The organism is Chitinolyticbacter meiyuanensis, from assembly GCF_008033135.1.
GTDB lineage: Bacteria > Pseudomonadota > Gammaproteobacteria > Burkholderiales > Chitinibacteraceae > Chitinolyticbacter > Chitinolyticbacter meiyuanensis.
In genome coordinates, this window is the sequence record NZ_CP041335.1 from 1,690,520 (window position 1) to 1,714,143 (window position 23,624).

Here is a 23,624-nt window from a genome sequence, read left to right on the forward strand (position 1 = left end):
CCGGCTAAGTCCACTGTTTCCCAGTGTAGCGAAGCTGCGCATCGCCGATTGCAACGCAATGCAAAACGCCCGGCGGGGCCGGGCGTTCCGTGCTGCGGATGCTGCTTATTCCTCGCCGAGCGACAAGGCACCGGTACTATAGCCGGCGTCGACATGCACGATGTTGCCGGTCATGCCCGAAGCCAGCGGCGACATCAGGAAGGCGGCCACATTGCCGACCTCCTCCTGGCTGACGTTACGCTTGAGCGGCGTGGCGTCTGCTGCAGCCTTCAAGAGCTTGCCGAAACCAGCGATGCCGGCGGCGGCCAAGGTCTTGATCGGGCCAGCCGAAATGCCGTAGACGCGAATGCCCTTTTCCGGGCCGAGCGACGCGGCCATGAAGCGCACGTTGGCTTCCAGCGAGGCCTTGGCCAAGCCCATCACGTTGTAGTTCGGGATGGCGCGCTCAGCACCGAGGTACGAGAGGGTGACGAGGCCGGCATTCGCGTTCAGCATCGGGCGTGCGGCCTTGGCGAGCGCAGCGAAGCTGTACGAGCTGATGTCGTGCGAGATGCGGAAGTTCTCGCGGGTCACGGCATCGAGGTAGTCGCCCTTGAGCGCGTCACGCGGCGCGAAGGCGATCGAGTGCACCAAGCCATCAAGGCCATCCCAGTGTTGCTTGAGGGAGACGAACAACTGATCGATCTGCTCGTCGCTGGATACGTCACACGGCAGTACGATGGTCGAATCGAAGTCGGCGGCGAGCCTTGCCACGCGCTCCTTCATGTCTTCGTTCACATAGGTGAAGGCGAGTTCAGCGCCTTCGCGCTTGCAGGCCGTAGCGATGCCGTAGGCGATCGAACGGTCAGACAGCAGACCGCAGATCAGGATTTTTTTGCCGGCGAGAAAGCCCATGGAGTCGTCCTTGCTATCGAAAACGTCGCGCGATTATAGCGAAACGCCAAGGAAAAACCCGGCAACGGCCGGGTTTTTGTCGAAACACTCGTTTTATTTGCTTCAGGCGGGCTCAGCTTCCAGCGAGTAGGGCAGCGGCAGTGGCGCGAGTTTCGGGCCATCGACGGCACCCAGGTGCAAGCCGTGTTCCAGTGAGGCTGTCTGTACCACCACGAGCACTTCGCTGCCGCCTTGCGGTGCGGGTGCGGCCAACATCACCTTGCCGGATGCTTGGCCGTTCATTTCCGGGCTGTACACATCCTGTCCGGATTGCGCGGCCGCCTCGACGTGGAAGCGCAACGCGCGGCGCTTGAGCTTGCCCAGATACTGCGTGCGGGCGACGATTTCCTGCCCCGGATAGCAGCCCTTCTTGAAACTCACCCCGCCGATCAATTCCAGATTGGCCATCTGCGGCACGAATTCCTCGTAGGTCGCCTGAGTCACCCAGGGGCTACCGGCGCGGATCTCGGTCAAGGTCCACACGGCCGGGCCAACTGGGCGGCAGCCTGCGGCGAGCAAGGCCTGCCAGAGTGGGTGGGCGGCCTCATCAGGTACCAGCAGTTCGTAACGCGCGCCTTCCAGTGCGATCACCTTCACGTTCTCGCCATGCCATACCTGCATGGGGGACGTGGGCAGGCCACCGGTGGCGGCTTGAACTCGCTCGGCTGCGCCGGGGCCGGCCACGCCGAAGGCCTGCCAGCCGCTCTCGCTGGCGCGGGTGTTGCTGCGCAGGATGAACATGGAGAGGCGCTTTTGCACCGCTGGCTGCAGATCGCTGGCGATCTGCAGCAGATAGTCCTCGCCATCGCGCAAAACCAGGAAGCTCGCCTGCATCCGGCCCTTGGGCGTGGAATAACTCGAGTACTGCGCATCGGTTTCGCCGACGATGCGGACGTCGCTGGAGAGCTGACCATTGAGAAAGGACTGACTTTCCTCGCCAGTGAAGCGGATCAGCGTGTATTGCGGCAGTGGCGTGACCACCGTGGTGGTTTCCAGTGCGGCGAGTTCACCATTGGCATCACCGAAATCGGTGACGTGGCCGGCTGCGTCGAGGCGGGCTCCGGCGGCGGTGTAGAGGTCGGTCAGGGACATCGTCGACGTTCCAGGCAGGGTGGGGTGATCTGGTTCAGATGAGGCTGGACGCACCAAAAGCAATGCCCCGCCCGAAGGCGGGGCATTTGCCGGTGAGGCGGTTACTCGGCGGGGGCCGCCAGCGTTTCCTCTCCTGCACGTGGCCGGAAGGCCGCGCCGGTACGGAATTCCGGCGCGGGCAGCGTGCCGGCGACGCGGATCTGGTTGCTGACGGCTATGGCGCCGCTGGCGAGGCGGCTCGCCACCACGCCACTGATCTTCTGGCCTTCGCCGACGGTGAGATAACCGCTGGCGGTGAACTTGCCGCCGTCGACCTTCATGCCGGAGAACTGCACCGTCTTGCCACGCACCGCCAGTTTGCCCGACACCGTGTCGAAGCGGGTCTGGCCGCCGCGGGCGTAGGTGACCGGGGTCGACGACTTGAGCGGGGTGACCAGGTCGAAGTTGTGCAGCACGCCGTCGCGCACCAGCAAGGTGGCATCAACGCCAGCATTGTCGAACAACTTGTGGTAATCATCGGCCTGGTAGACGAACCGGGCCTCGGCTTCCAGCCGGCCAGTGGCGTAGGTATTGCGGCTGAACACCTTGCTCAGCGATTCGGCCTGGATGCCGCTGCCCCGCAGCGTGCCGGCCAACTGCCAGCCTTCCTGCCAACTTAGCTGGGCCGAGCCGGTGATCACGCCGCCGTAGAGGTCACCACGCACTTCCTCGATATCGATGCCGTTGGCGTGGGCGATGCCTTTGAGCCGCAGGAAGTCGAACTTGGCGGGGTAGCCGAGCGGCAGTTCCCAGCCGGTGGCGTTGAGCTGGGCAGCGAACTGGCCCTCGCCATGCGGCTGCACCAGGAGTTCCAGCTGGCCGGAGTTGTCCTTGATCTGCAGCTCGGTGAGCTCGCCGCCGGGGCCGAACTTCAGCGTGCCGTTCACCGGGCCCAGCTGGCTCTTGCCGAGCACGATGCTGGTACGTTCGAGCTCCAGCGTGGTCAGCCGGGGCGTACCCGGTTCGGGCCTCAACTTTTGCGGCAGCTGGGTGGCGTAGTCGGGGCTGAAGCGGCCGCCTTCGATGGTGATGCCCTGCAACGTCTCACCCCAGGCCAGCAGGTTCTTGGCATTCAGCGGAATCAGGATGCGCTCGATGCTGGCGCGCTCGGCCTGCTCCAGCACCACGTCCTGCAGCACCACGGCCGGCTTGGGGTAGTACTCGAACGCAACCTTGCGGACCTCGAACTTGCCGTGGGTCATTTTCTGCCCCATGGCAACCACCGGGTCACTGAACAGGTTGGCGGGAATCAGCAGGGGCAGTGCGGCAACGACCAGCACCAGCACCAGCAACGTGCCCAACAGTATTTTCAGCTTTCCCAAGGGTTCCTCCACTGAACGTCGTTTTTATTGTCGATTCGAGTTGACACGAATTCGAGGGCTACCTATTATACGCACCTCACCGATTCCCCGATAGCTCAGTCGGTAGAGCAACGGACTGTTAATCCGTGTGTCCCTGGTTCGAGCCCAGGTCGGGGAGCCAACCGAATTCCCGGATTTGCTTTACGGCAAATTCATTGCAGCAGATACCGAATATTCCCCGATAGCTCAGTCGGTAGAGCAACGGACTGTTAATCCGTGTGTCCCTGGTTCGAGCCCAGGTCGGGGAGCCAGATCAAGCCGCCATGCACTGCATGGCGGCTTTTTCGTTTGCGTTGCAAATCGGGCTAAGCCTAGCCGTGTCAGCTTACGCTTGGCAAGGGGCAGGCTCAGCCGGCAATCGGCAGATAGGCGTCGAAACGGGTGCTCTCGCCGTCGAAGGCAAAGGCTGGTTTTTCCGCCGCGAGCCACGGGGCGATGCGCGGCCGCTTCACCACGATCCGGCGCGTGGCATGGGCGCGCGCCAGCGGCAGCAGCGCATCCGCATCCTCGTCGGCACCGATCAGTGCCTGGAATGCTGCCATGTCCTTCTTCGGCTTGGCGCGCTTGCCAGGCTCCGGGAACATCGGATCGACGAATACCACGTCCCAATGCTCCGTGCTGCGCGCCAACCAATCGCGGGCATCGGTGTGGATCAGCGTCATGCGGGCGGCAATGTCGGCAGTCTCCGGATCGGTGGCTGCGCGGGCCAGACCGTCGGCGACCAGCGCGCAGGCGATGGGCGAGCGTTCCAGCAGTGTCAGCGTGCAGCCGAGGCTGGCGAGCACGAAGGCATCGCGGGCGAGGCCGGCAGTGAGGTCCAGCACGCGGGGGTGGTAATCGGGCTTGAGGCCGACCGCGCGTGCCACCGGCTGACCGCGACCACCGCCATGCTTGCGGCGGTGGCCTTGCGCACCCCCGACGAAGTCCACCCAGACCCGCGCCTTGTCACCCGCGGTGGCCAGTGCCAGATGATCGTCTTCCCAGACGAGGTAGGCATCGCGGCCAGGTACGCTGGCCAACGGCGCGAGGCCGAACCGCGTGGCGAGCGCAAGCGCGCTGTCGCTGCCGGCGGTGACGATGCCTATTGCCATGGCGTGGGCGTCGGGATGACGGGGCCGAACTCGACTGGCTCGAACGCGGGCCTGTAACGCACGCGCGGCAGGCGGGCGAGCGGGTCTTGCTGGTAGAACTGTTTCAATTGCTCGTAGATGGCGGGGTAGTGGTCGGCGACCGCATGGGGCGTTTCGAAGAAGTATTCGGAAAACACCGCAAAGCACTCTGCCGGATTTTCGGCGGCATAGAGATCGATCGGGCTGTAGCGGTTGAAGTCGGCAAGGCCGTTCAACTGCGCGAAGGCTGCGGAGAATGCCTGCTTCCAAGCCTCGGCGTCCATCCCCTTGTGCAGCAGTGGCCGGCCGTTGGCATGGCCGCCGCTGCCTCGCATGTCGAGCTTGTGCGCGAGCTCGTGAATCACCACGTTCCAGCCATCGAGCCATGCCGATTGCGAGACGTCGAGCCAGGACAGCAGCACCGGGCCTTCTGGCCGGGCTTGGCCGGCCAGGATCTGCTCGCCTTCGTGCACCACGCCGATGGCGTCGGTGTAACGATCGCGGGTGAGGAACTGGCCGGGGTAGAGCACCACTTCATGCCAATCGTCGTAAGCATCGAAGCCCAGATTGAGGATGGGCAGCACCGCTTGCGCGGCGAGGATGACGCGCGCTTGGTCGTCGAGTTCCAGGCCATGCAACGGCGTGATCGTCTTCTGGTGCAGGAACCACGCGGCCTGTTCGCGCAACCGGGCGCGCTCGTCGCCGGTCAGGCCGATGAACAGCGGCATGGACATCGCCTCGCGCCACAGCGCATCCGGTATGGGGTTGGCGGCGAGATGGCGCTTGCGGCGCTGGGCGCGGAACAGTCCGAACATGAGCACATCCAGGTGCACGACACGGCGTCGTGACGAGGATATGGGCGCCGTAAGCTTTTAATCAAGCGGATGGGCCGACAGGCTGCGACGACCGCGCAGCCCCTTGAAATCAGCCAACCTGCCCTGTCAGCCAGCCGCTTCGCTGGCCAGCCGTGACTCAGCCTGTGCGTGCGGCGTGAACGGGTGCAGGTGCGACAGGAACTGCCGGCTGGCCGCCGCCCACGAGTAGCGCTCGGCGAAGCGGCGTACCTCGCCGCGATCAATGTCCAGCGCGGCAAGGCAGGCAGCCTTGAGGTCGTGCTGCAGCGCGCCCGGGCCATCGGTACCGATCACATCGATGGGGCCGGTCACCGGGTAGGCGGCCACCGGGCAGCCGCAGGCCATGGCCTCCAGCAACACGAGGCCGAAGGTATCGGTCTTGCTGGGGAACACGAACACGTCGGCCGCGTTGTAGACCTCGGCGAGCTCCTGCTGATTCAGCACGCCCAGCCAGTTCACGTCGGCATACTTGGCGCGCAGCGTGGCGGCGGCGGGGCCATCACCACAGACCCACTTGGAGCCTGGCAATTCAAGCGCGAGGAAGGCCTCGACATTCTTCTCGACCGCGACCCGGCCGACATAGACGAAAATCGGCTTGCGCGTCTGCAGCCGCTCCCGCGAGCTCGGCTTGAACAGCTCAAGGTTCACGCCGCGGCCCCACATCACGGTCTTGGTGAAGCCGCGCGCCTTCAGGTCGTCGACCACCACGCGGGTCGGAGCCATCGTGGCTTCCGCGGCATTGTGAAAGCGGGCGAGCCAGGCGTAGGTCCAGCTCACCGGAATGCCAAAGCGCAGGTTCACGTATTCGGGGAAGCGTGAGTGGTAGGCGGTGGTGAACGGCAGCTTGCGCTTGATGCAGTATTTGCGTGCCGCCAGGCCCAACGGCCCTTCGGTGGCGATATGGATGGCATCGGGCGCGAACGTTTCAATGCGCTGGGCGATCTTGTGCCCTGGCCGCCACGACAGCCGGATCTCCGGATAGGTGGGGCAGGGGAAGGTCTTGAATTCCTGCGGCGTGATCAATTCCACCGTGTGGCCCATCAGCCCGAGCTCGTGCCGGGTCTGCTTGAGCGTGCGCACCACGCCGTTGACCTGCGGTTCCCAGGCGTCGGTGACGATGAGGATCTTCATGCGGCGGCTCCTTGCAGCGCGGGGGAGAGTAGGCTGAGTTCGGCGATCTGTGCCGACTGTTCGGCGAAATACTTCTGCCAGGTGACGATGCGCAGCTCGCCGGTGGGCAGCTCGACGAGCGCGGTGAGGCTTTCCACCCAGTCGCCATCGTTGCAATAGAGCACGCCGTTGATGTCGCGCATCTCGGCCTTGTGGATATGGCCGCAGATCACGCCATCGAGCCCGCGGGACTTGGCCTCGGCGGCGACGGCTTCCTCGAAGTCTGTGACGAAGTTCACCGCGGTCTTCACCTTGTGCTTGAGGTATTGCGACAGCGACCAGTAGCCCAGCCCGAGCCGGGCGCGCAGGCGGTTGAACCAGTGGTTGAGCTTGAGCGTGACGCCGTAGGCGCGGTCGCCGACGATGGCCAGCCACTTAGCGCACTGCACCACGCCGTCGAAGCGGTCGCCATGCAGCACCAGGAAGCGGCGACCGTCGGCGGTGGTATGGGTGACCTCGTCCTCGATGCGGATGTCGCCGAACATCAGGCCGAGAAACTGGCGCGCGCCTTCGTCGTGGTTGCCGGGGATATAGATCACGTGCGTACCCTTGCGGGCCTTGCGCAGTACCTTCTGGATCACGTCGTTGTGGCTCTGGTGCCAGAACCAGCTGCGCTTGAGCGCCCAACCGTCGATGATGTCGCCAACGAGATAGAGGTAGTCGCACTCGGTGTGCTTGAGGAAGTCGAGCAGATAGTCCGCTTGGCAGCCGGAGGTGCCCAGATGCACGTCAGAAATCCAGATGCTGCGGAACTTGAGGGTGGGGTCACTCATGGCAGCTCATCCGTCGTCTCATGCCGCGCATCATGCCGCCGCAATATGACGTTCCAGCGAAAGTTTTTTTTCCAATCAATGACATGCAACATCGCCGTCACGAGATTGACAGCCGCCGGGGCTGCGGCGATAGTCGCGGCTCGCTTCCGGAGTTGCCCGATGTCCCAGTTCCCCCGCCCTGATTCCCCCTGCGTTGCCTTGTGTTCCACCGCGCTGGGCGACGAGGTGTGCATGGGTTGCGGGCGCACGTTCTTTGAGGTCGCCAACTGGGTGTTCCTGTCCGATGCGGAAAAGGATGCCGTCTGGCTGCGGCTGGAGGCGCACTGGGCGGCGCAGGGCTTGCCGCCGCCGTGGCTGGCCCGTTGAGGATGCCGTGCGTTGATCGGGCGGAGAGCGCTTATCCGCCCGTCGCATGTCATCGGGATGCGCGGTGGTGCGCGCTATCGTGAGGTCTTCCTGAGGAGGACTGCATATGGCGCAGGCAGAACGGCCGGATAGCGTGATCGTGTTGCCGCCGGGTGGTGGTCGCCACTACGCGATGGGGCGGATGCAGGCACGGTTCCTCGCCGATGGCGAGGAAACGGTGGATCGCTATTCGATCTCTGAATGGTGGCTGGAGCCGCACACCGAAGGGCCGGGCGCGCACCGGCATGACGCCAACGACGACGTGTTCTACGTGATCGGCGGCACGATGAGCTTTCTCGCAGGCGAGGCCTGGTTCGAGGCCGGGCCGGGCAGCTTCGTGCGCATCCCTGCGGGCGTCACGCACGATTTCGCCAACCGCGGCGAGCAGCGGGCCGGCGTGCTCAACTTCTACATTCCTGGCGGCTTCGAGGCGGACATGCCGGCCATCGTCGACTGGTTTGCCGCGAATCCGCCGCGTTGAGTGGCGCTCAGAAGCTCACGGCGAAGCCGAGTGAAAAGCCGGAGACGTTGTCGCCCATCACATGGCGCAGCACCAGTCGGGTGCGGGTGATGATGATGTCGTAGGCGGACGAATCGAATTCGATGCCGGCGCCGAGCGTGGACAGCCGCTCGAAGCCCAGTACCCCGGCCTGGTCACCCAGGTATTCCGAGTGCGAGACCTCGAGCACGTAACGCAACGGCCGTTGCATCACCGTCAGGCCGGTCGGCGCGCGCCAGCGCGCCCACAGGTTGGCGGTCTGGCCCTCCGCATGGCCATTGATCACCTTGTCGTGGCCGAGGTTTTCCAGATAGATGTAGCTGTAGCGCAGCTCCAGGTCGATCTCGTAATCGGGGCGGTAGTGCTCCCAGTCCAGCATCAGCGAGCCGCCGACGCCGCCGGCGCTCATGTCGCCGCCGTCGAGAAAGCGGATGTCCCGCCCGGTTTCATGCTCCAGATACCAATGTGCGGTATTGAGGTCGCTGCTCATGTAGCCGAGCGCGAAGTTGAAGATCGGCCGGATCACCCACTCGTCGGCGATGGGAAAATCCCAGCCGATGCCGCCGGTCCCCGAAATACTGGTCCACTTGGTCCGGATATCGCGCGTTTCGGTGCCGTTGCTCACCACGAACTGCGGATCGTACCGACTGTAGGCGATGGCGCCTTCCAGATAGAGCGGCGTTTCCTTGCTGATGGTGAAGCCGCCGCCGAGCTGGCTCATCGTGATGTCCGGGTTGCCGGTCTCGGTATCGCTGATCGAGAGCGAGCTGGAGGTCAGATCCGGCGTCGTTGAATAGGTCATCAGCGCCAGCATGCTGTTGGCGCGCTCGGTCAGGTTGCCCTTCACCACCTGGAACGGGCCAGCATGGGTGACGGTGGCGCTGAGCACCAGTGGCAGGGCGATCAGATAGCGGAGCATGACTGGTGCATGGAGTCGGTGACGCAGCCAGTCTATTCGATGCCGCGCGCGCGCGCTGAGCGGTTCAGGTGCTGTGTTGCTCCAGTACAAATCGGGCGCCACCATCCTGGCCCAGCCGCCCGAGGAGGTAGGGCAGCACCTCGGCCAGCGTGGCGTGCAGGGTATAGGGCGGGTTCACGATGAACATGCCGCTGCCGTGCATGCCGAAGCCGTCGCTCGAGGGGCCTTGCACGTACAGCTCGGCTTGCAGCCAGCCCTTGGCCGGCAGTTTCTTCAGCTGCTGTGGCAGTGCACGCGCTTCCTCGCGTTGCAGGCAGGGATACCAGATGGCGTAGCTGCCGGTGGCGAAGCGGCGCAGCGCTTCTTCCATGGCCTGGACCACGCGGCGGTAATCGGCTTTATCCTCGTACGGCGGATCGATCAGCGTCAGCGCGCGGCGCGGCGGCGGCGGCAATACTGCCTTGATGCCGGCAAAGCCGTCCGCCTGTTGCCATTGCGCCTGGCGGCCGAGCGTGGCGACGTTGTCAGCAAGCAGCTTGCCGTCGGTGGGGTGCAGCTCGAACAGCCGCAGCTTGTCGCTGTCGCGCATCACGTGTTGCGCCACCAGCGGCGAGCCTGGGTAGAAGGCAAGCTGGCCAGCCGGATTGAAGGCGCGAACCGCGTCGACATAGCGCGCCAGTGGCGCCGGCAGGTCCGGCGCCTGCCACAAGCGTGCGACGCCGCTCTCGAACTCGGCATTCCTTGCCGCATAGCCCTCGGTCAGCGCATACAGTCCGGCGCCGGCGTGGGTATCGATGTACCAGTAGGGTTTGTCCTTCTGGTTGAGGTAGTGCAGCAGTTCGACGAGCAGGAAGTGCTTGAGGACGTCGGCATGATTGCCGGCGTGGAAGGCATGGCGGTAGCTGAGCATGGCGGGAACATCGCAAGGGCAGGGCGAGAGCGTAGCGCGCTGCCAGGCGCTTTGCCAGCGATCGCGGCAAAATGCCCGCCGGCACTACGGGAACCGGATGGCATTGCAGCCATCAGATGCAACAACCTCATCCAGGAGCATGACGATGCGTACAGCCTTAATCCTGACGGCCTTGCTGGCGCTGGCCGGTTGCGATCGCGCAGTCGAAACTGCCAAGCAGCAGGTCGACAACGCGGTCGAGCAGGGCACCCGTGCCGCCATCGATGAAATGAAGGCGCAGGCCAGCGCGGTGATTGCCGATTCCGGGCTGGATGCCAGCGCGGTGGCGGCGCAGGTGAAGGAACACGGCGAAAAGCTGAAGGAGGGCGCCAAGAAGCTGGTCGGTGATGACTGGAGCCGGCTCGATGCGATGGTTGGCCAGTATCCGCGCGATATCGGCCTCTACACCGAGGTCAGCCCCATCATGCCGGAGCTCAAGGCGCTGCTGGGCGATAAGCTCGATGCCTTCCGCGGCAACATGGTCACGCAGGGGCCGCTGCAGAAGGACGGCGTGCTCTATGTGACTGGCAACAAGCCGCATCAGGGCGGGGCCGATGCGGCCTACTTGCTGATCGACAGCAAGGCCAGGCGGCTGGAGGTGGGGCTCGTCGAGCGCGGCAAGCTCACCGTGTATGCCAGCCCCGGCGAGCCGCTCGCCAAGCCCAAGGATGTGCGGACCTTCGTCTCCAACGTTGGCAGCGTTTGATTGCGTGAGCACGGTGGCTGGTCCACGATGCGCGTTTTGCAATTGGATGGATGCCGTGGACCTGCAACAGCTGACCGCCCAGATTCGTGATTTTGCCCGCGCCCGCGACTGGGAGCGTTACCACACGCCCAAGAACCTGGTGATGGCCATGTCGGTGGAAATGGCCGAGCTGGTCGAGCACTTCCAGTGGCTCACGCCCGAAGAGGCGCAGGCCATCGCCGCAGATCCTGCCCGCCGCGTGCCGGTTGAGGAAGAGATGGCCGACGTGCTGATCTACATGCTGCGTCTTGCCGATGTGCTGAGTGTCGACGTCGAGGCTGCCATTGCCGACAAGATGATCAAGAACGCCCGCAAGTATCCGGCCCCCGAACGTTAACTTTTACGCAGGCGTTGTTGCGCGCGCCACTGGGGCTGGCTGCCACGTTGGCTTAGTCTCCTGTTCACAGCCGGGCACACTGGCGACAACAGGAGAATCATCATGACGCATCTTGCTTCCCGCCTGGCTTGCCTGGCCGCCGTTACCCTGCTGGCCAGTGGCTGCGCCAGCATGAGCGAAACCCAGCGCAACACCGCCATCGGCGCCACTGCCGGTGGCGTGCTGGGCTCCATCCTCACCGATGGCAGCGTGCTCGGCACTGTGGGCGGCGCGGCCGTCGGTGGCGTGATCGGCCACGAAACCACCCAGCCTTCGAAGAAAAAGCGCTGAGCGGCACGCTGGGCTACGCTGTAACGACTCCGTCATCGGAAATCGGCCATGCAGCGTGTATTCCAGGCAGAAAATGCCATCGAAGCGCATCTGGTGCGGCATTGGCTGCAGGCCAGCCGCATCCCCTGCGAGCTGCGCGGCGAATACCTGACTGGCGCTCTGGGCGAGCTGCCGGTGACGGGGTTGGTTGCGATCTGGGTCGAGGACGAGGATGTGAACGTGGCACGGCGGGTGATCGCCGAATGGCAAGCGGCCGAGCCGCTGCCGGACGAAGGCTACGCCTGATCGATTTAGCCGGCGGCCACCCGCATCCGGCTCGCCCACCAGCCCTCCAGCGTATAGAGCGCCAGCGCAGCCCAGATCAGCGCAAAACCGAGCGCCTTGGCGCCGCCAAAAGGCTCGTGCCACAGGAAGATCCCCAGCAACAGCTGCACTGTCGGCCCGCTGTATTGGAGGATGCCCAACAGCGACAGCGGCAGCCGCCGCGCGCCAGCGGCAAACAGCAGCAGCGGCACAGCGGTGAATGGCCCTGCCATCAAGCATAGAAACTGCACCCAGCCACTGGCGCTGTCGAATCCGGCCTGACCACTACCGAGCAACCAGGCCAGTGCGCCGCCGGCGATGGGAAAGAAGATCAGCGTTTCCAGCGACAACCCTTCGAGCGCGCCCAGCTGGGCCGTCTTGCGCAACAGGCCATAGAAGCCGAACGACAGCGCCAGCGTCAGCGCAATCCATGGCAATTGCCCGGCCAGCCAGGTGAGCCAGGCCACGCCCGCGGCGGCTACGGCCACGGCCAGCCACTGGCCCACGCGCAGCCGCTCGCGCAGCAGCACCACGCCTAGCAACACGCTGATCAGCGGATTGATGAAGTAGCCCAGGCTGGCATCGATCACCCGGTTGGCGTTTACTGCCCAGATATAGGTAAACCAGTTGATCGCCAACAGCAGCGCGCTGGCGGCAAAGCGCGCCAGCAGTGCCCTGTTGCGCAAGGCGCCGCGCAGCCAGCTCCAGTGACGCCGCACAGCGAGGATGGCACCGAGAAACACCAGCGACCACACCATCCGATGCAGCAACACTTCGGTCGGTGGAATGCCGTGCAGCTGCTTGAGGAACAGCGGCAACAGGCCCCACAGCAAGTAGGCAGCGAGCGCATAAAGGATGCCGGTTTGCATGAAAGCCTGCAGCGAAGAAGCGGAAGGGCGCCCACTCTACGCAAAGCGGCCTGGCGTGGGTATCGGGAAAACCCCGGCGCAAGCCGGGAAAAAGCGTGGCCGAGGCCCTGGCCGGGCGTTTACACTGGGGTTTTCGACCCTCTTCTGCGTACCAGCATGAAAGCCATCATTTCCGACATGGACGGCGTGATCTACCGCGGCAAGCAGCTGATCCCCGGCGCCAACGAATTCGTGCAGCGCCTGCTTGCCGAGAAGGCCCCGTTCCTGTTCCTGACCAACAACGCCGAGCAGACCCCGCTCGATCTCAAGCTCAAGCTGGAGTACCTCGGCATCCAGGGGCTGACCGAGGACAACTTCATCACCAGCGCGATGGCGACGGCGATGTTCCTCAAGCAGCAGAAGGAGCGCGCCACGGCCTATGTGGTCGGTGGCGGCGGGCTGATCAACGAGCTCTACAATGTCGGCTTCTCGATCTCCGAGTCGCGGCCGGACTACGTGGTGGTGGCCAAATCGAGCGGCTTCTCGTTCGAGCAGCTGAAAAAAGCGGTGCGCTTCATCGACGCTGGCGCCAAGTTCATCGGCACCAATCCGGACATGATCGACCCGGTGGAAGGCGGCAACGAGCCCGCCGCGGGCACCATCCTCGCCGCCATCTCTGCGGCCACTGGCAAAAAGCCCTACATCGTCGGCAAGCCCAATGCACTGATGATGACGCTGGCGACCCGCAAGCTCGGCGTGCATCCGGAGGATGCGGTGATGGTGGGGGACCGGATGGATACCGACATCGTCGGCGGCATGGAGGCCGGCATGACCACGGCGCTGGTGCTGTCCGGTGTCACCACCAAGGCGATGATCGACGACTTCCCCTACAAGCCCGACCACGTGTTCGATCACGTGGGCCAGATCGATCCGGCGCAGCTGTAGCAGCGTCGATACGTGCAAACAAAAAGCCCGCAGTTGCGGGCTTTTTGCTGGGACGAGAAGCACTACTTCTTCAGCGAATCGCGAATCTCGCGCAGCAATACGATTTCTTCCGGAGTCGGCGCTGGCTCGGCCGGGGCGGCTTCCTTTTCCTGGCGCAGCTTGTTGATGCCTTTGATCAGCAGGAACACGGCGAAGGCGACGATCAAGAAGCTGATGCCGGCGTTGATGAAGTTGCCGTAGTTGATGGTGACGGCGCCGGCATCCTGCGCGGCCTTGAGCGTCGCATACGGGCCGGGCGTGCTGCCTTGCTTCAGCAACAGATAGAGATTGGAGAAATCGACCTTGCCGAGGATGAGACCGATCGGCGGCATGATCACATCCTTGACCAGCGAATCGACGATCTTGCCGAACGCCGCACCAATGATCACGCCGACCGCGAGGTCGACCACATTGCCGCGCATGGCAAATTCCTTGAAATCCTTCAGCATCCAATGCTCCTGATGGTTGGTATGGCGTGCGGCAAGCGTATGCAGCGGCGGCGGACGCTGTCAAATCAGCGGCGGCGCTTGGCCTGTGGCGAGCGGGTGAGGCCGAGGTAGCAGGTGATCTCCTCGCGATCGTGATAAAGCTGCTTGGCAGTCAGCGTGTAGCGCAGCTCGGCTTGCTCCAGCGCGGCTTCCAGCAGGCCAAAGCAGCGCTCGATCTCTGGCCAGCGCTTCTTCATCGGCAGCTTGAGGTTGAACACCGCGTGCCGGGTATAGCCGCGCGTGAACCAGTCGGCGATCAGTTGCGCCACGCGTGCTGGCTGTTCGACCATGTCGCACACCAGCCAATCCACCGCGTGCTTGGGCCGATAGCGAAAGCCATCCTCGCGCAGGTGCTTCACGTGGGGGTGAAGCGCCATGTCGCCCTTCATCGGGCCGTTGTCGATGGCAAACACCTTGAGCCCGCGCGCCACCAGCTGGAAGGTCCAGCCGCCGGGCGCTGCGCCCAGGTCGACGCCGACCATGCCGGGCTTGAGCAGCGTCTCGGCGTCGGGTACCAGCGTCATAAAGGCTTCCGCCAGCTTGAGCGTGGACCGGCTGGGCGCGCCGGTCGGCATGCGCACGCGCGGTACCCCCAGCGGCCAGGGGCTGGCGCGCTCCGGATCGGCCTCGGCGGCGATCACGGTATCGAGCGCCGGGAAAAAAAGGTGCAGGCGCGGGCCACGGCCGGCTGGATCCAGCCAGCCGCGCTCGGTCAGCGCTTTTTCGACGATGGGGGAGAAGCGCTTGCAAAAGCCGGAGAGCGGCTTGCCGGCATCGCTGTCCGGGTGCTCCAGCCACACTTCGGACCAGCGCCCCGGCTGCGCAATCGCCGCCACGGCATCCAGGATGGGGCTCAGTCGATCGCGTTCCCCGACCTGGGCCTGTGCCAGCACCGGCAACACCTGGCGAGCGAAGATCCAGTTGCGTGCTTCCAGTGCTGCCGGTTCGACATGGCCGGCGTTTCGCAGTACCGCCCAGCCGTCGCCACCGTCCCAGCGGCCTTCGCTGGCGTAGCGCCCCTGCCATTCCTGGCGGACGTCGTTCTCGAAACCGGGGCGGCAGTAAAACAGCAGGTCGGGGGAGGGCATGGGCATTCCTTGTTTGGAGCGGCAGTGTAGTGCCCAGACCCCGCTTTGGCGAGGCGCTTGCCGCTCATCCTCGGCTGGCGCCCGGATAGACCACGGTTCCGACCGATCATCTAACTTACGCAAAACTGTGTATGTTTTGGTGAATATTGACAGCAACTCCCTGCTTCCACCTCCCCACCAACCTGCTGCCGGTGCGACACCGCCGGTGTGGGTAACGAGACGGAGGATCTGCGATGCAAGGAAAACGATTCGTTCAAGGCTGTCTGGCACTGCTGCTGACGCTGCCGGCATGGGCGGCAGACCCATTGGAACCCCCGCGCTTCGTATCGGGCGGGGTGGGTGATGAGGAGTTGGCAGCGCTGCAGGCGGTGAAGCCGCAGTACAACCTGCAACTGATGACGACAGAAAAATCCGGGGGCTACCTGGCTGGCGTGAAGGTCACCATCCAGGACGGCAAGGGCCAGACCGTGCTCGACACGGTGACCACCGGGCCTTACCTGTTCGTGCAGTTGCCGGACGGGCGCTACCAGCTCAGCGCCGATTACGACGGCAAGGTGGTGAAACGGGCGGTCGGTGTGCACGGTCAGAAGGCAAGGACCCTGCACCTGACTTGGTAAACCGGGTCGACAAGGAGAACGATCATGGCAAGAAGACTGGTGGGAATCTGGTTGCTGGCCATCATGGCAACCGTGTCCGGTGTACTCTGGTCGTCCTCCACGCCCGACCCCCAGCAGACCGCGCGTAGCGAAACGCCGCAGCGCGGCTAAAACGAAAACGGCCTGCCACGCGGCAGGCCGTTTCTCCAGGCAGCGTCTTATTGGCCTAGCGGCAGCTTCTGCGGCAGGCGAATCTTGATGAACTCGTTGTCATCCGGCTTGCCGGCGCCCTTGTGGCGGCCGACGCTGAACGGGAAGTTGTTGTCGTCCATCACCAAGAGCGTCTCGGCATCGAGCACCAGCACGTCCTCAATGGTGTTGAACGGCATGCCGAACGGGTTACCCATCGCGATGTCGCCCGGCTCGCCCGGGCCGCCGATCAGGGTCGGGTTGGCGAGCTTCATCAGGTCCACCAGCTCGCTCTTTTCCACGTAATCACCGGCGGTACCCAACTTGATCCGGTAAAGCTTCTTGTGCCCGGCCGGATCGCCCTGGCTGGGGTCGCGTTCGATCACGATGCCTTCGCTGCCGTTGAACAGGATGAAGTCGCCGATATTGGTGCCCTTGGCATCAAGCCGGTACTTGTACTGCTTGCCGGTGTAGCTGCGACTGGCGATGTCGAACTTGTGGATCAGCAGCGTTTTGCCGTCGTCTCCGGCGAGCGGCAGTTCCAGCAGCGGATAGAGCTTCTTGCCGTCCGGGCTGATCGCCATACCTTCGAAGCCGCCAGAGCGCTGGGCACGGAACGGCAGCGTCAGGCTGGTGCTGCGGTACGGCCAGTAGAGGCCCGCCATCCACGGCGTGTTGGCGCCAGCTTCACCCTGCTGGTTGGTGCCGTCGTCGCTATCTGCGCCGTTGAAAATGGGGAAATCACCGAACAGGTAGACGGTGCGGATGGCCGGGAATTTCTCCTGCACCCGGATCAGTGTGCGGAAGTCGAAGCTCTGGATGTCGGCGCGGGCCTGTAGATTGGCGGCAACGATGATGCCTGCCACGGTATCCGCCATGACATCCGGCCCCACGGTGCGATCGCGATAGACCTTGCCATGTGCATCGCTATCGCTGCGCGGGTTGAGCTTGGTTTCGATGTTGAACCGCACCCGCTCGGCGTTCTTCACCCGGCGCGCTGCATCGGCGTGGTTCTTGCCGGCGCCGGTCTTGTAATAGGCGACGTAGGCGGTGACGAGGTCAAATACGTCGTTCAGCGTCGGCAACACGTAAACGTTGCCATAGCCTTTGCTGGTCGCGACTTGGGCAGACACTGGCGACAACGCCGGATCGTTCAGCTGCTCCGGCCCGCGGAACACCTTGTCGCAGATGAAGGTGGACTGGATCTGCGTCTGGGTCAGGTCGCGGATCAGCTGCTCATCGGCGAAAACATAAGGGGTGCCGTCGGTGCGGCGGCATTTTTGCGATTCGATATACGGGTCGTGTTTGAGGATGACCTTGCCGTCCTGGCTGATGCCGGTGTCGAGCTCCAGCGTGGTCATCAAGTTGTCGAGCGCAGCCTCCATCGCCGGCAGCGTGTTCTCCGGCCGCAGGTTGCGCCCGCCGCGGTGCCCTTGGGCATCGAACTTCGCCGGATCGATCAGGCCGTCGGCATCCAGGTAGTCCCCGGCCTGGCCGTCGCCATTGGCGTCGAATTCCCGCACGGCCTGCAGCAGCAGGTCCGGGCGGTCGGAAATGATGCCGGAGACGCCAGCCTTCAGCAGCGTGGCCATTTCCGCCTTGGTATTCACCGTCCAGGTCACCACCGGGAAGCCGGCCTTCTTGATCAGCGCCAGGTCATGGATGTCGCTGGCGGCACGGGCCAGATCGGCGGGGCTGTTGGCACCGCGGGCGTAATGGGCATCCGGGCTGGATTTGACGCCGTTGGCGTCGTACTTCAGCTCGACGTAGTACGGCGAGAACACCGGATCGCGCGTGGCGCCATGCGCGAAGGCATGCTGCCTGACCGCGTTCATCACGCGCAGCGCAGCGATCTCCTCTTGGCGCGGGTTCTGCGGTGAGCGTACTTCGCGGCCGGCATTGGCGAAGTCGGGCAGCGGAATCGGCGCCTCCAGCAGCACGCCAGTGGCGTCGACATGCAGCAGGTAGGGCCCGAATTCGTCGCCGATCCACAGCGTGCCATCGGGGGCGCGCTGCAGTGATTCGATATCGAAGTCCGCACCGGTCAGCACACGGTCACGGCTGTAGTGGTTGACGATGGGGAAGTCGATCTTCTTGTTCGGATCCTTCAGCTCGATGAACGACGCCACCGCCACGCTGCCGCTGGTGAAGTCCGGCTTCACCTGGTAGATACGCAGGTTGAAGTCCGCCGAGTTCTCAATGCCGCCGTAACCATTGTCGGCCATCGCCCAGTAGCTGCCGTTGCCGGCGTCGATCACTGCCGAGAAGCCCTGTACCGGTTGCTTGGCGAACGGCGCCGCCATGCCGTTGAACAGCGTGCCACCCAGATAGCGACCGGAGGCGGGGCCATCGGCAAAAGTGGTGGCGGGGAGGACGGCTCGGCCGAGTAGGGTAGGAGTGGTTACGCCGCTTGAAGGAGGGTCGTCCGGATCATCCCCATTGCATGCCAATAGTGGCAGGCAGAGTGCAGTGACCAGAAAAAAGGCCAGAGATCGTGGGGGAAGCATGCGGGATGGCATGGGAGCTCCGTAGGACTGTAGAAAGGAGCAGACATGTTCCCGACCTTGTTTTAATCAAGCGTGACGAGGCTGTTGCTTCGCAGTGAAGAGATGGTTGCAAAATGAATTAATTCTTATGCTTCAAAATGTTACGGATACATCGGGGATCGAGCTACCGTGTACGGGAAATGGATCAATCCGGATTATCGAACTGGGGATTGGCTATTGTGCACAAGCGTTCTCTAATGCGGCTTCCAGCGGAGTTCTTCGAGGTGGCCGTTTGGTAACACCACGTAAAGGCCCTGTGTAATTTTTTTCACACGCAGGTTGACCTACTTGGTTTGTGAAAAAAAAGGCGCTAGTCTGGCTTCGCTGTTCGTCAAACTCACACAGAGGTATTCCAAATGTCCAAGATCCTGACCGCTCTGCTTGCAGGTCTGTTCGCTCTTTCGATTGCTGCGTGCAGCAAATCCGAACCGCAAGCTGCCGAAGGTGCAGCTGAAACTGCAACGGGTGCCGAACATCCGCAAGCTGCTGAAGGCAATGCCGAAACCGCTACTGGCGCTGCGCAACCGCAAGCAGCTGAAGGCAACGCCGAAACCGCTACTGGCGCTGCTCAACCGCAAGCCGCCGAAGGCAACGCCGAAACCGCTACTGGCGCTGCGCAACCGCAAGCCGCCGAAGGCAACGCCGAAAACGCGACTGCTCCGGCGAAGTAACATTCTGATGCCGACAGCGAGGATGCCTATATCACTCGCTGCATCGGCTGCATATATTGAAAGGACAGCAATTGCTGTCCTTTCTTTTCTTGGGGGCAAGATGAAACAGAAGGTACGTTTAGGACTGTGCAGCTTGGGCCTTATGTTGCTGCTGGCTGCGTGTTGCGAGAAGGTAAGCACTGAAAGCAAGCCTACCGCTAAAGTCAACAAGACATTCAAGTTCGTGTACTCCCCCCCGAAGAACCCCGATCTGAAGCCGTATTTCGAATTACTGCAGCAGCGAAAAGCGCAAGAAGGGATGGAGCCTATCCTGGCGCTGGTCAACTGGCCTGATGGGATGACCTTGGAGACCAAGGAGTGCGGGCAGGCCAACGCATTCTATTGGCCAGGTAAATCGCTGATCGTGACCTGCTACGAGATGTATAAGGACATGCGTGACAAGGCCGAAGCGCAGATGCAACACCGTTCTGCCGAATACCGCCGTCGCGTCACTATCGGTGGCATGAAATTCCTGTTTCTCCATGAGCTAGGGCACGGCTTCTTCGATATTTTCAAGGTGCCCATCATTGGAAATCCAGAAGATGCGGCTGATGCGTTTGCGATCTATGCATTGCTGAAATCAAAAAATCCCGAAGTGCATTGGATACTGCAAGGTGCGAAATTCTTCTTCATGAAAAACCATGCAGACTTTGGCAGCACCAAAGATTTACAATTCGGTGCATTTGCTGATGCCCATCCACTCCACCAGCAGCGCTATTTCAATATGCTCTGCTTTGCTTATGGCAGCGATCCCAAGCACTACGGCTTCCTTGTGGAAAAGGGCTATCTGCCAGAAGGGCGGGCCAAGTCTTGCCCTCAGGACTGGCGACGACTGGATGAATCCATGAAGCAGCTTGTCACCCCGCATCTGGATCAGACCGAGTTGAAAAAGCGTCAAGCCATGCTAAGTGCCAAGCAAGACCCGGAAGCCTATGATGCGTCGAGTATCGATGCACTGAAACGTGAAGGTGAATCAACAAAGAAATGAAGATGTCCCTTGTCGTGACAAGGTGTTCCGCATTATTGAAGCCACCGGTTCAGGAGGGCTGTCGAAGGGGGAGGGCGATTGCCGGTGGAGCGCTGGCGGTCGCCCTGCTCGGTTTGGCGGCCTGCGGGAAAGAGCGTCCTGCTTTACTACCGCAGGCGGCAGATCCTCCCCCGCCACAGATCGGTAAATTGCGTATTGCATATACGCCGCCGGAGCAACAAGCGCTCGAGCCCTATTACAGCTATATGAAGGGTTCCAACGTCCAGGCGACCATGTTACCGATATTGAAGCTGGTTAACTGGCCGCATGATTTGATTCTGGAGACAAAACAATGCGGTGCTCCTAACGCCTATTACTATCCTGGCGAAGGGCGCATCGTGAGCTGTTATGAGCTGGCTAAAGATTTTCATGACAGAGCCGATGTGCTAATGCAGCATCGCTCCCCGGAATACCGCAAGCAAGTGGTCATCGGCGGAATGAAGTTTGTGTTCCTGCATGAAATGGGGCATGCGGTATATGATGCCTTTCAGGTTCCGATTGTAGGAAATCCGGAAGATGCTGCAGATGCATTTGCCATATACATGCTATTGCATTGCAAGGATCCATCTTCAGAGTGGATACTCAAGGGGGCCAAGTTCTTCTTCATGAAGAATCATGCCGATTTTGCCAGCACCGATGAATTGCAGTTCGGATCGTTTGCGGATTCGCATCCGCTACACCAACAACGTTATTTCAATATGCTGTGCTATGCCTATGGCAGTAACACAGATAGATATGGCATTTTGGTTGAAAAAGGTTTTCTGCCTCAAGGGCGTGCGGCAAGTTGTGAGCAGGATTGGCATCGCCTCGACAAGGCGATGCGAAAATTACTGGCGGGCCACTTTAATCTTGCGGCCTTGGATGATCCGATCGAACAGGCAAAATATGCGTATCCAGCATCGCAAAGCGCAGCCTCTTCGGTCGCTGAGCTGCCGTTTGGTCTTGGTCCTTTGCAGGCTGCGGATTAAAACAAAAACAGGGGCAATGCCCCTGTTTTTGTTTTGATGAACCACAACTGCTTTACTCTGGCCGCACGCAGTCGACGAAGTAACGCGTCTGGCCGTCCACCTTGTCCGCGACGAGGCCGTGGATATAGGTTTCGAAGCCTGGGAAGCGCGCATTGAATTCACGAACGAAGCGCACGTAGTCGACGATGGTCTTGTTGAACACCTCACCCGGAACCAGCAACGGAATACCTGGCGGGTAGGGCGTGAACATCACGGCGGTGATGCGGCCTTCCAGTTCGTCGATCGGCACCCGTTCAATCTCACGGTGCGCCATCTTGGCAAAGGCCTTGGCAGGCTTCATTGCGGGCGTCAGGTCCGACAGATACATCTCGGTAGTCAGCCGCGCCACGTCGCGTGCCTTGTAGATATCGTGGATTTGCTGGCACAGATCCTTCAAGCCGATACGCTCATACTGCGGGTACTGCTGGATGAATTCCGGCAGGCAGCGCCACAGCGGCTGGTTCTTGTCGTAATCGTCCTTGAACTGCTGCAACGCGGTGAGCAGGGTGTTCCAGCGGCCCTTGGTGATGCCGATGGTGAACATGATGAAGAACGAGTAGAGACCAGTCTTCTCGATCACCACGCCGTGCTCGGACAAATACTTGCTGACGATGGCGGCCGGAATGCCAGTAGCATCGAACTCGCCGCGTACATTCAGGCCCGGTGTGAGGATGGTCGCCTTGATCGGATCGAGCATGTTGAAGCCTTCGGCGATGTCGCCGAAGCCGTGCCAATCCTCGCCCGCCTTGAGCATCCAGGCGTCGCGGTGATCCAGACCCTCGTCGGTCAGATCGTCCGGGCCCCACACGCGGAACCACCAGTCGGCACCGTATTCCTCATCCACCTTGCGCATGGCGCGGCGAAATTCCAGTGCTTCGGCGAGCGACTCCTCGACCAGCGCAGTACCGCCCGGTGCCTCCATCATGGCCGCCGCCACATCGCACGAGGCGATGATGGCGTACTGCGGGCTGGTGGAGGTGTGCATCAGATACGCTTCGTTGAACACGTCGCGATCGAGCTTGTTGTCCTCGGCATCCTGCACCAGGATCTGCGAGGCTTGGCTCAAGCCGGCCAGCAGCTTGTGCGTGGATTGGGTGGAGAACACCATCGAATCCTTGCAGCGCGGACGGCCTTCACCAATGGCGTGGTAGTCGCCATAGAAGTCGTGGAAGGCGGCGTGCGGCAACCAAGCCTCGTCGAAGTGCAGCGTTTCGATCTCGCCGTCGAGCAGACCCTTGATCTCCTCGACGTTGTACATCACACCGTCATAGGTCGACTGGGTGATGGTCAGTACGCGCGGCTTCACCTCGGGGTTGGCTTCCAGCTTCTCGCGGCAGAACGGGTTGGCCAGCATCTTCTTGCGAATACTCTCCGGCTCGAACTCGCTGCGCGGAATCGGGCCGATGATGCCGTAGTGATTGCGCGTCGGCGTCAGGAAGATGGGCACGGCGCCCGTCATCATGATCGCGTGCAGAATGGACTTGTGGCAGTTGCGGTCGACCACCACGATGTCGCCCGGCGCTACGGTCGAGTTCCACACGATCTTGTTCGACGTGGAGGTGCCGTTGGTGACGAAGAACAGGTGATCGCAATTGAAGATGCGTGCTGCGTTGCGCTCGGAAGCGGCCACCGGGCCGGTATGGTCAAGCAGCTGGCCGAGTTCGTCGACCGCATTGCATACGTCGGCGCGCAGCATGTTCTCGCCGAAGAACTGGTGGAACATCTGGCCGACTGGCGTCTTCAGGAAAGCCACCCCGCCCGAGTGCCCCGGGCAGTGCCACGAGTACGAGCCATCCTGGGCGTAGTGGGTCAGTGCGCGGAAAAACGGTGGCGCCAATGTATCGAGATAACTCTTGGCCTCGCGGATGATGTGGCGTGCCACAAACTCCGGTGTGTCCTCGTGCATGTGGATGAAGCCGTGCAGTTCGCGCAGTACATCGTTCGGAATATGGCGCGCGGTACGTGTCTCGCCATACAGGTAGATCGGGATGTCCGGGTTGCGGCGGCGGATCTCTGCGACGAAGGTGCGTAGGCTGTTCAGCGCCGCCTGCGTCTCCTCCGGGGTGCCGCCACCGAACTCCTCGTCATCGATCGACAGGATGAAGCCCGCTGCGCGGCTTTGCTGCTGGGCAAACGAGGTCAGATCGCCGTAGCTGGTATAGCCGATGACATCCATGCCCTCGGCCTCCATCGCGGCGGCAAGCTCGCGGATGCCGGAGCCGCTGGTGTTCTCGGAGCGGAAGTCTTCGTCGATGATGACGACGGGGAAGTAAAAACGCATGCCAGTGTCCTTTGGAAGCAATGCACGAGCTGCGCTTAGGGC

General features: G+C 62.4%; 25 protein-coding genes and 2 tRNA genes. 13 read left to right on the forward strand and 14 right to left on the reverse strand.

Annotated features, from left to right (window positions below; translation table 11 throughout):
* Nucleotides 1-105: 105 nt before the first annotated feature.
* From FLM21_RS08245 to FLM21_RS08255, 3 genes are all read right to left on the reverse strand, one after another.
* On the reverse strand, nucleotides 106-894 hold the full coding sequence (locus FLM21_RS08245) for an enoyl-ACP reductase FabI (protein ID WP_148715118.1): 789 nt from the start codon (nucleotides 892-894) through the stop codon (nucleotides 106-108).
* Nucleotides 895-996: 102 nt separating this feature from the next.
* The gene (gene ygfZ / locus FLM21_RS08250; RefSeq protein ID WP_148715119.1) at nucleotides 997-2,025 is read right to left on the reverse strand and encodes a CAF17-like 4Fe-4S cluster assembly/insertion protein YgfZ; all 1,029 of its coding nucleotides are present in this window, start codon (nucleotides 2,023-2,025) and stop codon (nucleotides 997-999) included.
* 101 nt (nucleotides 2,026-2,126) lie between these two features.
* Nucleotides 2,127-3,386, reverse strand: a complete 1,260-nt coding sequence (locus tag FLM21_RS08255; RefSeq protein WP_148715120.1) for an AsmA family protein — start codon at nucleotides 3,384-3,386, stop codon at nucleotides 2,127-2,129.
* Nucleotides 3,387-3,470: 84 nt separating this feature from the next.
* Here FLM21_RS08255 and FLM21_RS08260 point away from each other — a divergent pair.
* Nucleotides 3,471-3,546, forward strand: a tRNA-Asn gene (locus FLM21_RS08260).
* 54 nt (nucleotides 3,547-3,600) lie between these two features.
* Nucleotides 3,601-3,676, forward strand: a tRNA-Asn gene (locus FLM21_RS08265).
* 96 nt (nucleotides 3,677-3,772) lie between these two features.
* On the opposite strand, the gene FLM21_RS08270 is transcribed toward FLM21_RS08265, so the two are convergent.
* The 4 genes from FLM21_RS08270 to FLM21_RS08285 all read right to left on the reverse strand — a co-directional run bounded on the left by FLM21_RS08270 (nucleotide 3,773) and on the right by FLM21_RS08285 (nucleotide 7,331).
* Nucleotides 3,773-4,516: a class I SAM-dependent methyltransferase gene (locus FLM21_RS08270; RefSeq protein WP_148715121.1), complete on the reverse strand. Its 744-nt coding sequence runs from the start codon at nucleotides 4,514-4,516 to the stop codon at nucleotides 3,773-3,775.
* Nucleotides 4,507-5,349, reverse strand: a complete 843-nt coding sequence (locus FLM21_RS08275; RefSeq protein ID WP_148715122.1) for a M90 family metallopeptidase — start codon at nucleotides 5,347-5,349, stop codon at nucleotides 4,507-4,509. The genes FLM21_RS08270 and FLM21_RS08275 overlap by 10 nt, the downstream gene beginning before the upstream one ends.
* 126 nt (nucleotides 5,350-5,475) lie before the next feature.
* Nucleotides 5,476-6,519 (reverse strand): glycosyltransferase family 4 protein, encoded by a 1,044-nt coding sequence (locus FLM21_RS08280; protein WP_148715123.1) that lies wholly within the window; start codon nucleotides 6,517-6,519, stop codon nucleotides 5,476-5,478.
* The gene (locus FLM21_RS08285; RefSeq protein ID WP_148715124.1) at nucleotides 6,516-7,331 is read right to left on the reverse strand and encodes a UDP-2,3-diacylglucosamine diphosphatase; all 816 of its coding nucleotides are present in this window, start codon (nucleotides 7,329-7,331) and stop codon (nucleotides 6,516-6,518) included. Before FLM21_RS08285 ends, FLM21_RS08280 begins: the two co-directional genes overlap by 4 nt.
* A gap of 159 nt (nucleotides 7,332-7,490) precedes the next feature.
* On the opposite strand from FLM21_RS08285, the gene FLM21_RS08290 reads away from it, so the two are divergent.
* Together FLM21_RS08290 and FLM21_RS08295 are read left to right on the forward strand one after the other, a co-directional pair.
* A complete protein-coding gene (locus FLM21_RS08290; protein WP_148715125.1) occupies nucleotides 7,491-7,697 on the forward strand; it encodes a DUF1289 domain-containing protein in 207 nt (68 codons plus the stop codon).
* Nucleotides 7,698-7,803: 106 nt separating this feature from the next.
* On the forward strand, nucleotides 7,804-8,217 hold the full coding sequence (locus FLM21_RS08295) for a cupin domain-containing protein (RefSeq protein ID WP_148715126.1): 414 nt from the start codon (nucleotides 7,804-7,806) through the stop codon (nucleotides 8,215-8,217).
* Between the two features lie 7 nt (nucleotides 8,218-8,224).
* Here FLM21_RS08295 and FLM21_RS08300 read toward each other — a convergent pair whose 3' ends face one another.
* Both FLM21_RS08300 and FLM21_RS08305 read right to left on the reverse strand, forming a co-directional pair.
* Complete coding sequence (locus tag FLM21_RS08300) at nucleotides 8,225-9,154, reverse strand: autotransporter domain-containing protein (protein WP_148715127.1); 930 nt, start codon at nucleotides 9,152-9,154, stop codon at nucleotides 8,225-8,227.
* Between the two features lie 64 nt (nucleotides 9,155-9,218).
* Nucleotides 9,219-10,064 (reverse strand): 23S rRNA (adenine(2030)-N(6))-methyltransferase RlmJ, encoded by an 846-nt coding sequence (locus FLM21_RS08305; RefSeq protein WP_148715128.1) that lies wholly within the window; start codon nucleotides 10,062-10,064, stop codon nucleotides 9,219-9,221.
* Between the two features lie 145 nt (nucleotides 10,065-10,209).
* Between FLM21_RS08305 and FLM21_RS08310 the strand changes: the two genes are divergently transcribed.
* From FLM21_RS08310 to FLM21_RS08325, 4 genes are all read left to right on the forward strand, one after another.
* Complete coding sequence (locus tag FLM21_RS08310; protein ID WP_148715129.1) at nucleotides 10,210-10,809, forward strand: Ivy family c-type lysozyme inhibitor; 600 nt, start codon at nucleotides 10,210-10,212, stop codon at nucleotides 10,807-10,809.
* A gap of 55 nt (nucleotides 10,810-10,864) precedes the next feature.
* Nucleotides 10,865-11,185, forward strand: coding sequence for a nucleotide pyrophosphohydrolase (locus FLM21_RS08315; RefSeq protein WP_444542103.1), 321 nt, complete (start codon nucleotides 10,865-10,867; stop codon nucleotides 11,183-11,185).
* Nucleotides 11,186-11,287: 102 nt separating this feature from the next.
* A complete protein-coding gene (locus tag FLM21_RS08320; RefSeq protein WP_148715131.1) occupies nucleotides 11,288-11,515 on the forward strand; it encodes a glycine zipper 2TM domain-containing protein in 228 nt (75 codons plus the stop codon).
* A gap of 48 nt (nucleotides 11,516-11,563) precedes the next feature.
* The gene (locus tag FLM21_RS08325) at nucleotides 11,564-11,800 is read left to right on the forward strand and encodes a putative signal transducing protein (RefSeq protein WP_148715132.1); all 237 of its coding nucleotides are present in this window, start codon (nucleotides 11,564-11,566) and stop codon (nucleotides 11,798-11,800) included.
* Nucleotides 11,801-11,805: 5 nt separating this feature from the next.
* Here the strand turns inward: FLM21_RS08325 and rarD are convergent, their stop codons facing one another.
* Nucleotides 11,806-12,687 (reverse strand): EamA family transporter RarD, encoded by an 882-nt coding sequence (gene rarD / locus FLM21_RS08330; protein WP_148715133.1) that lies wholly within the window; start codon nucleotides 12,685-12,687, stop codon nucleotides 11,806-11,808.
* Nucleotides 12,688-12,843: 156 nt separating this feature from the next.
* On the opposite strand from rarD, the gene FLM21_RS08335 reads away from it, so the two are divergent.
* On the forward strand, nucleotides 12,844-13,611 hold the full coding sequence (locus FLM21_RS08335; protein ID WP_148715134.1) for an HAD-IIA family hydrolase: 768 nt from the start codon (nucleotides 12,844-12,846) through the stop codon (nucleotides 13,609-13,611).
* A 62-nt stretch (nucleotides 13,612-13,673) separates the two neighbouring features.
* On the opposite strand, the gene mscL is transcribed toward FLM21_RS08335, so the two are convergent.
* Entirely contained in the window at nucleotides 13,674-14,099 is a 426-nt protein-coding gene (mscL, locus tag FLM21_RS08340) for a large conductance mechanosensitive channel protein MscL (protein ID WP_148715135.1), read from the reverse strand.
* A 65-nt stretch (nucleotides 14,100-14,164) separates the two neighbouring features.
* The gene (rlmM, locus tag FLM21_RS08345) at nucleotides 14,165-15,226 is read right to left on the reverse strand and encodes a 23S rRNA (cytidine(2498)-2'-O)-methyltransferase RlmM (RefSeq protein ID WP_222846795.1); all 1,062 of its coding nucleotides are present in this window, start codon (nucleotides 15,224-15,226) and stop codon (nucleotides 14,165-14,167) included.
* Between the two features lie 233 nt (nucleotides 15,227-15,459).
* Between rlmM and FLM21_RS08350 the strand changes: the two genes are divergently transcribed.
* Both FLM21_RS08350 and FLM21_RS21500 read left to right on the forward strand, forming a co-directional pair.
* A complete protein-coding gene (locus FLM21_RS08350) occupies nucleotides 15,460-15,843 on the forward strand; it encodes a carboxypeptidase-like regulatory domain-containing protein (RefSeq protein ID WP_148715137.1) in 384 nt (127 codons plus the stop codon).
* A gap of 24 nt (nucleotides 15,844-15,867) precedes the next feature.
* Nucleotides 15,868-15,993 carry a hypothetical protein gene (locus tag FLM21_RS21500; protein ID WP_281284971.1) on the forward strand — a complete coding sequence of 42 codons (126 nt, stop codon included), beginning with the start codon at nucleotides 15,868-15,870 and terminating at the stop codon, nucleotides 15,991-15,993.
* A 47-nt stretch (nucleotides 15,994-16,040) separates the two neighbouring features.
* On the opposite strand, the gene FLM21_RS08355 is transcribed toward FLM21_RS21500, so the two are convergent.
* The gene (locus FLM21_RS08355) at nucleotides 16,041-18,530 is read right to left on the reverse strand and encodes an esterase-like activity of phytase family protein (RefSeq protein ID WP_222846796.1); all 2,490 of its coding nucleotides are present in this window, start codon (nucleotides 18,528-18,530) and stop codon (nucleotides 16,041-16,043) included.
* Between the two features lie 471 nt (nucleotides 18,531-19,001).
* On the opposite strand from FLM21_RS08355, the gene FLM21_RS08360 reads away from it, so the two are divergent.
* Together FLM21_RS08360 and FLM21_RS08365 are read left to right on the forward strand one after the other, a co-directional pair.
* Nucleotides 19,002-20,255 carry a DUF4344 domain-containing metallopeptidase gene (locus tag FLM21_RS08360; protein ID WP_148715138.1) on the forward strand — a complete coding sequence of 418 codons (1,254 nt, stop codon included), beginning with the start codon at nucleotides 19,002-19,004 and terminating at the stop codon, nucleotides 20,253-20,255.
* Nucleotides 20,252-21,262 (forward strand): DUF4344 domain-containing metallopeptidase, encoded by a 1,011-nt coding sequence (locus tag FLM21_RS08365; RefSeq protein WP_148715139.1) that lies wholly within the window; start codon nucleotides 20,252-20,254, stop codon nucleotides 21,260-21,262. Before FLM21_RS08360 ends, FLM21_RS08365 begins: the two co-directional genes overlap by 4 nt.
* A gap of 52 nt (nucleotides 21,263-21,314) precedes the next feature.
* Here the strand turns inward: FLM21_RS08365 and FLM21_RS08370 are convergent, their stop codons facing one another.
* On the reverse strand, nucleotides 21,315-23,582 hold the full coding sequence (locus tag FLM21_RS08370; RefSeq protein ID WP_148715140.1) for an arginine/lysine/ornithine decarboxylase: 2,268 nt from the start codon (nucleotides 23,580-23,582) through the stop codon (nucleotides 21,315-21,317).
* Nucleotides 23,583-23,624 lie beyond the last annotated feature (42 nt).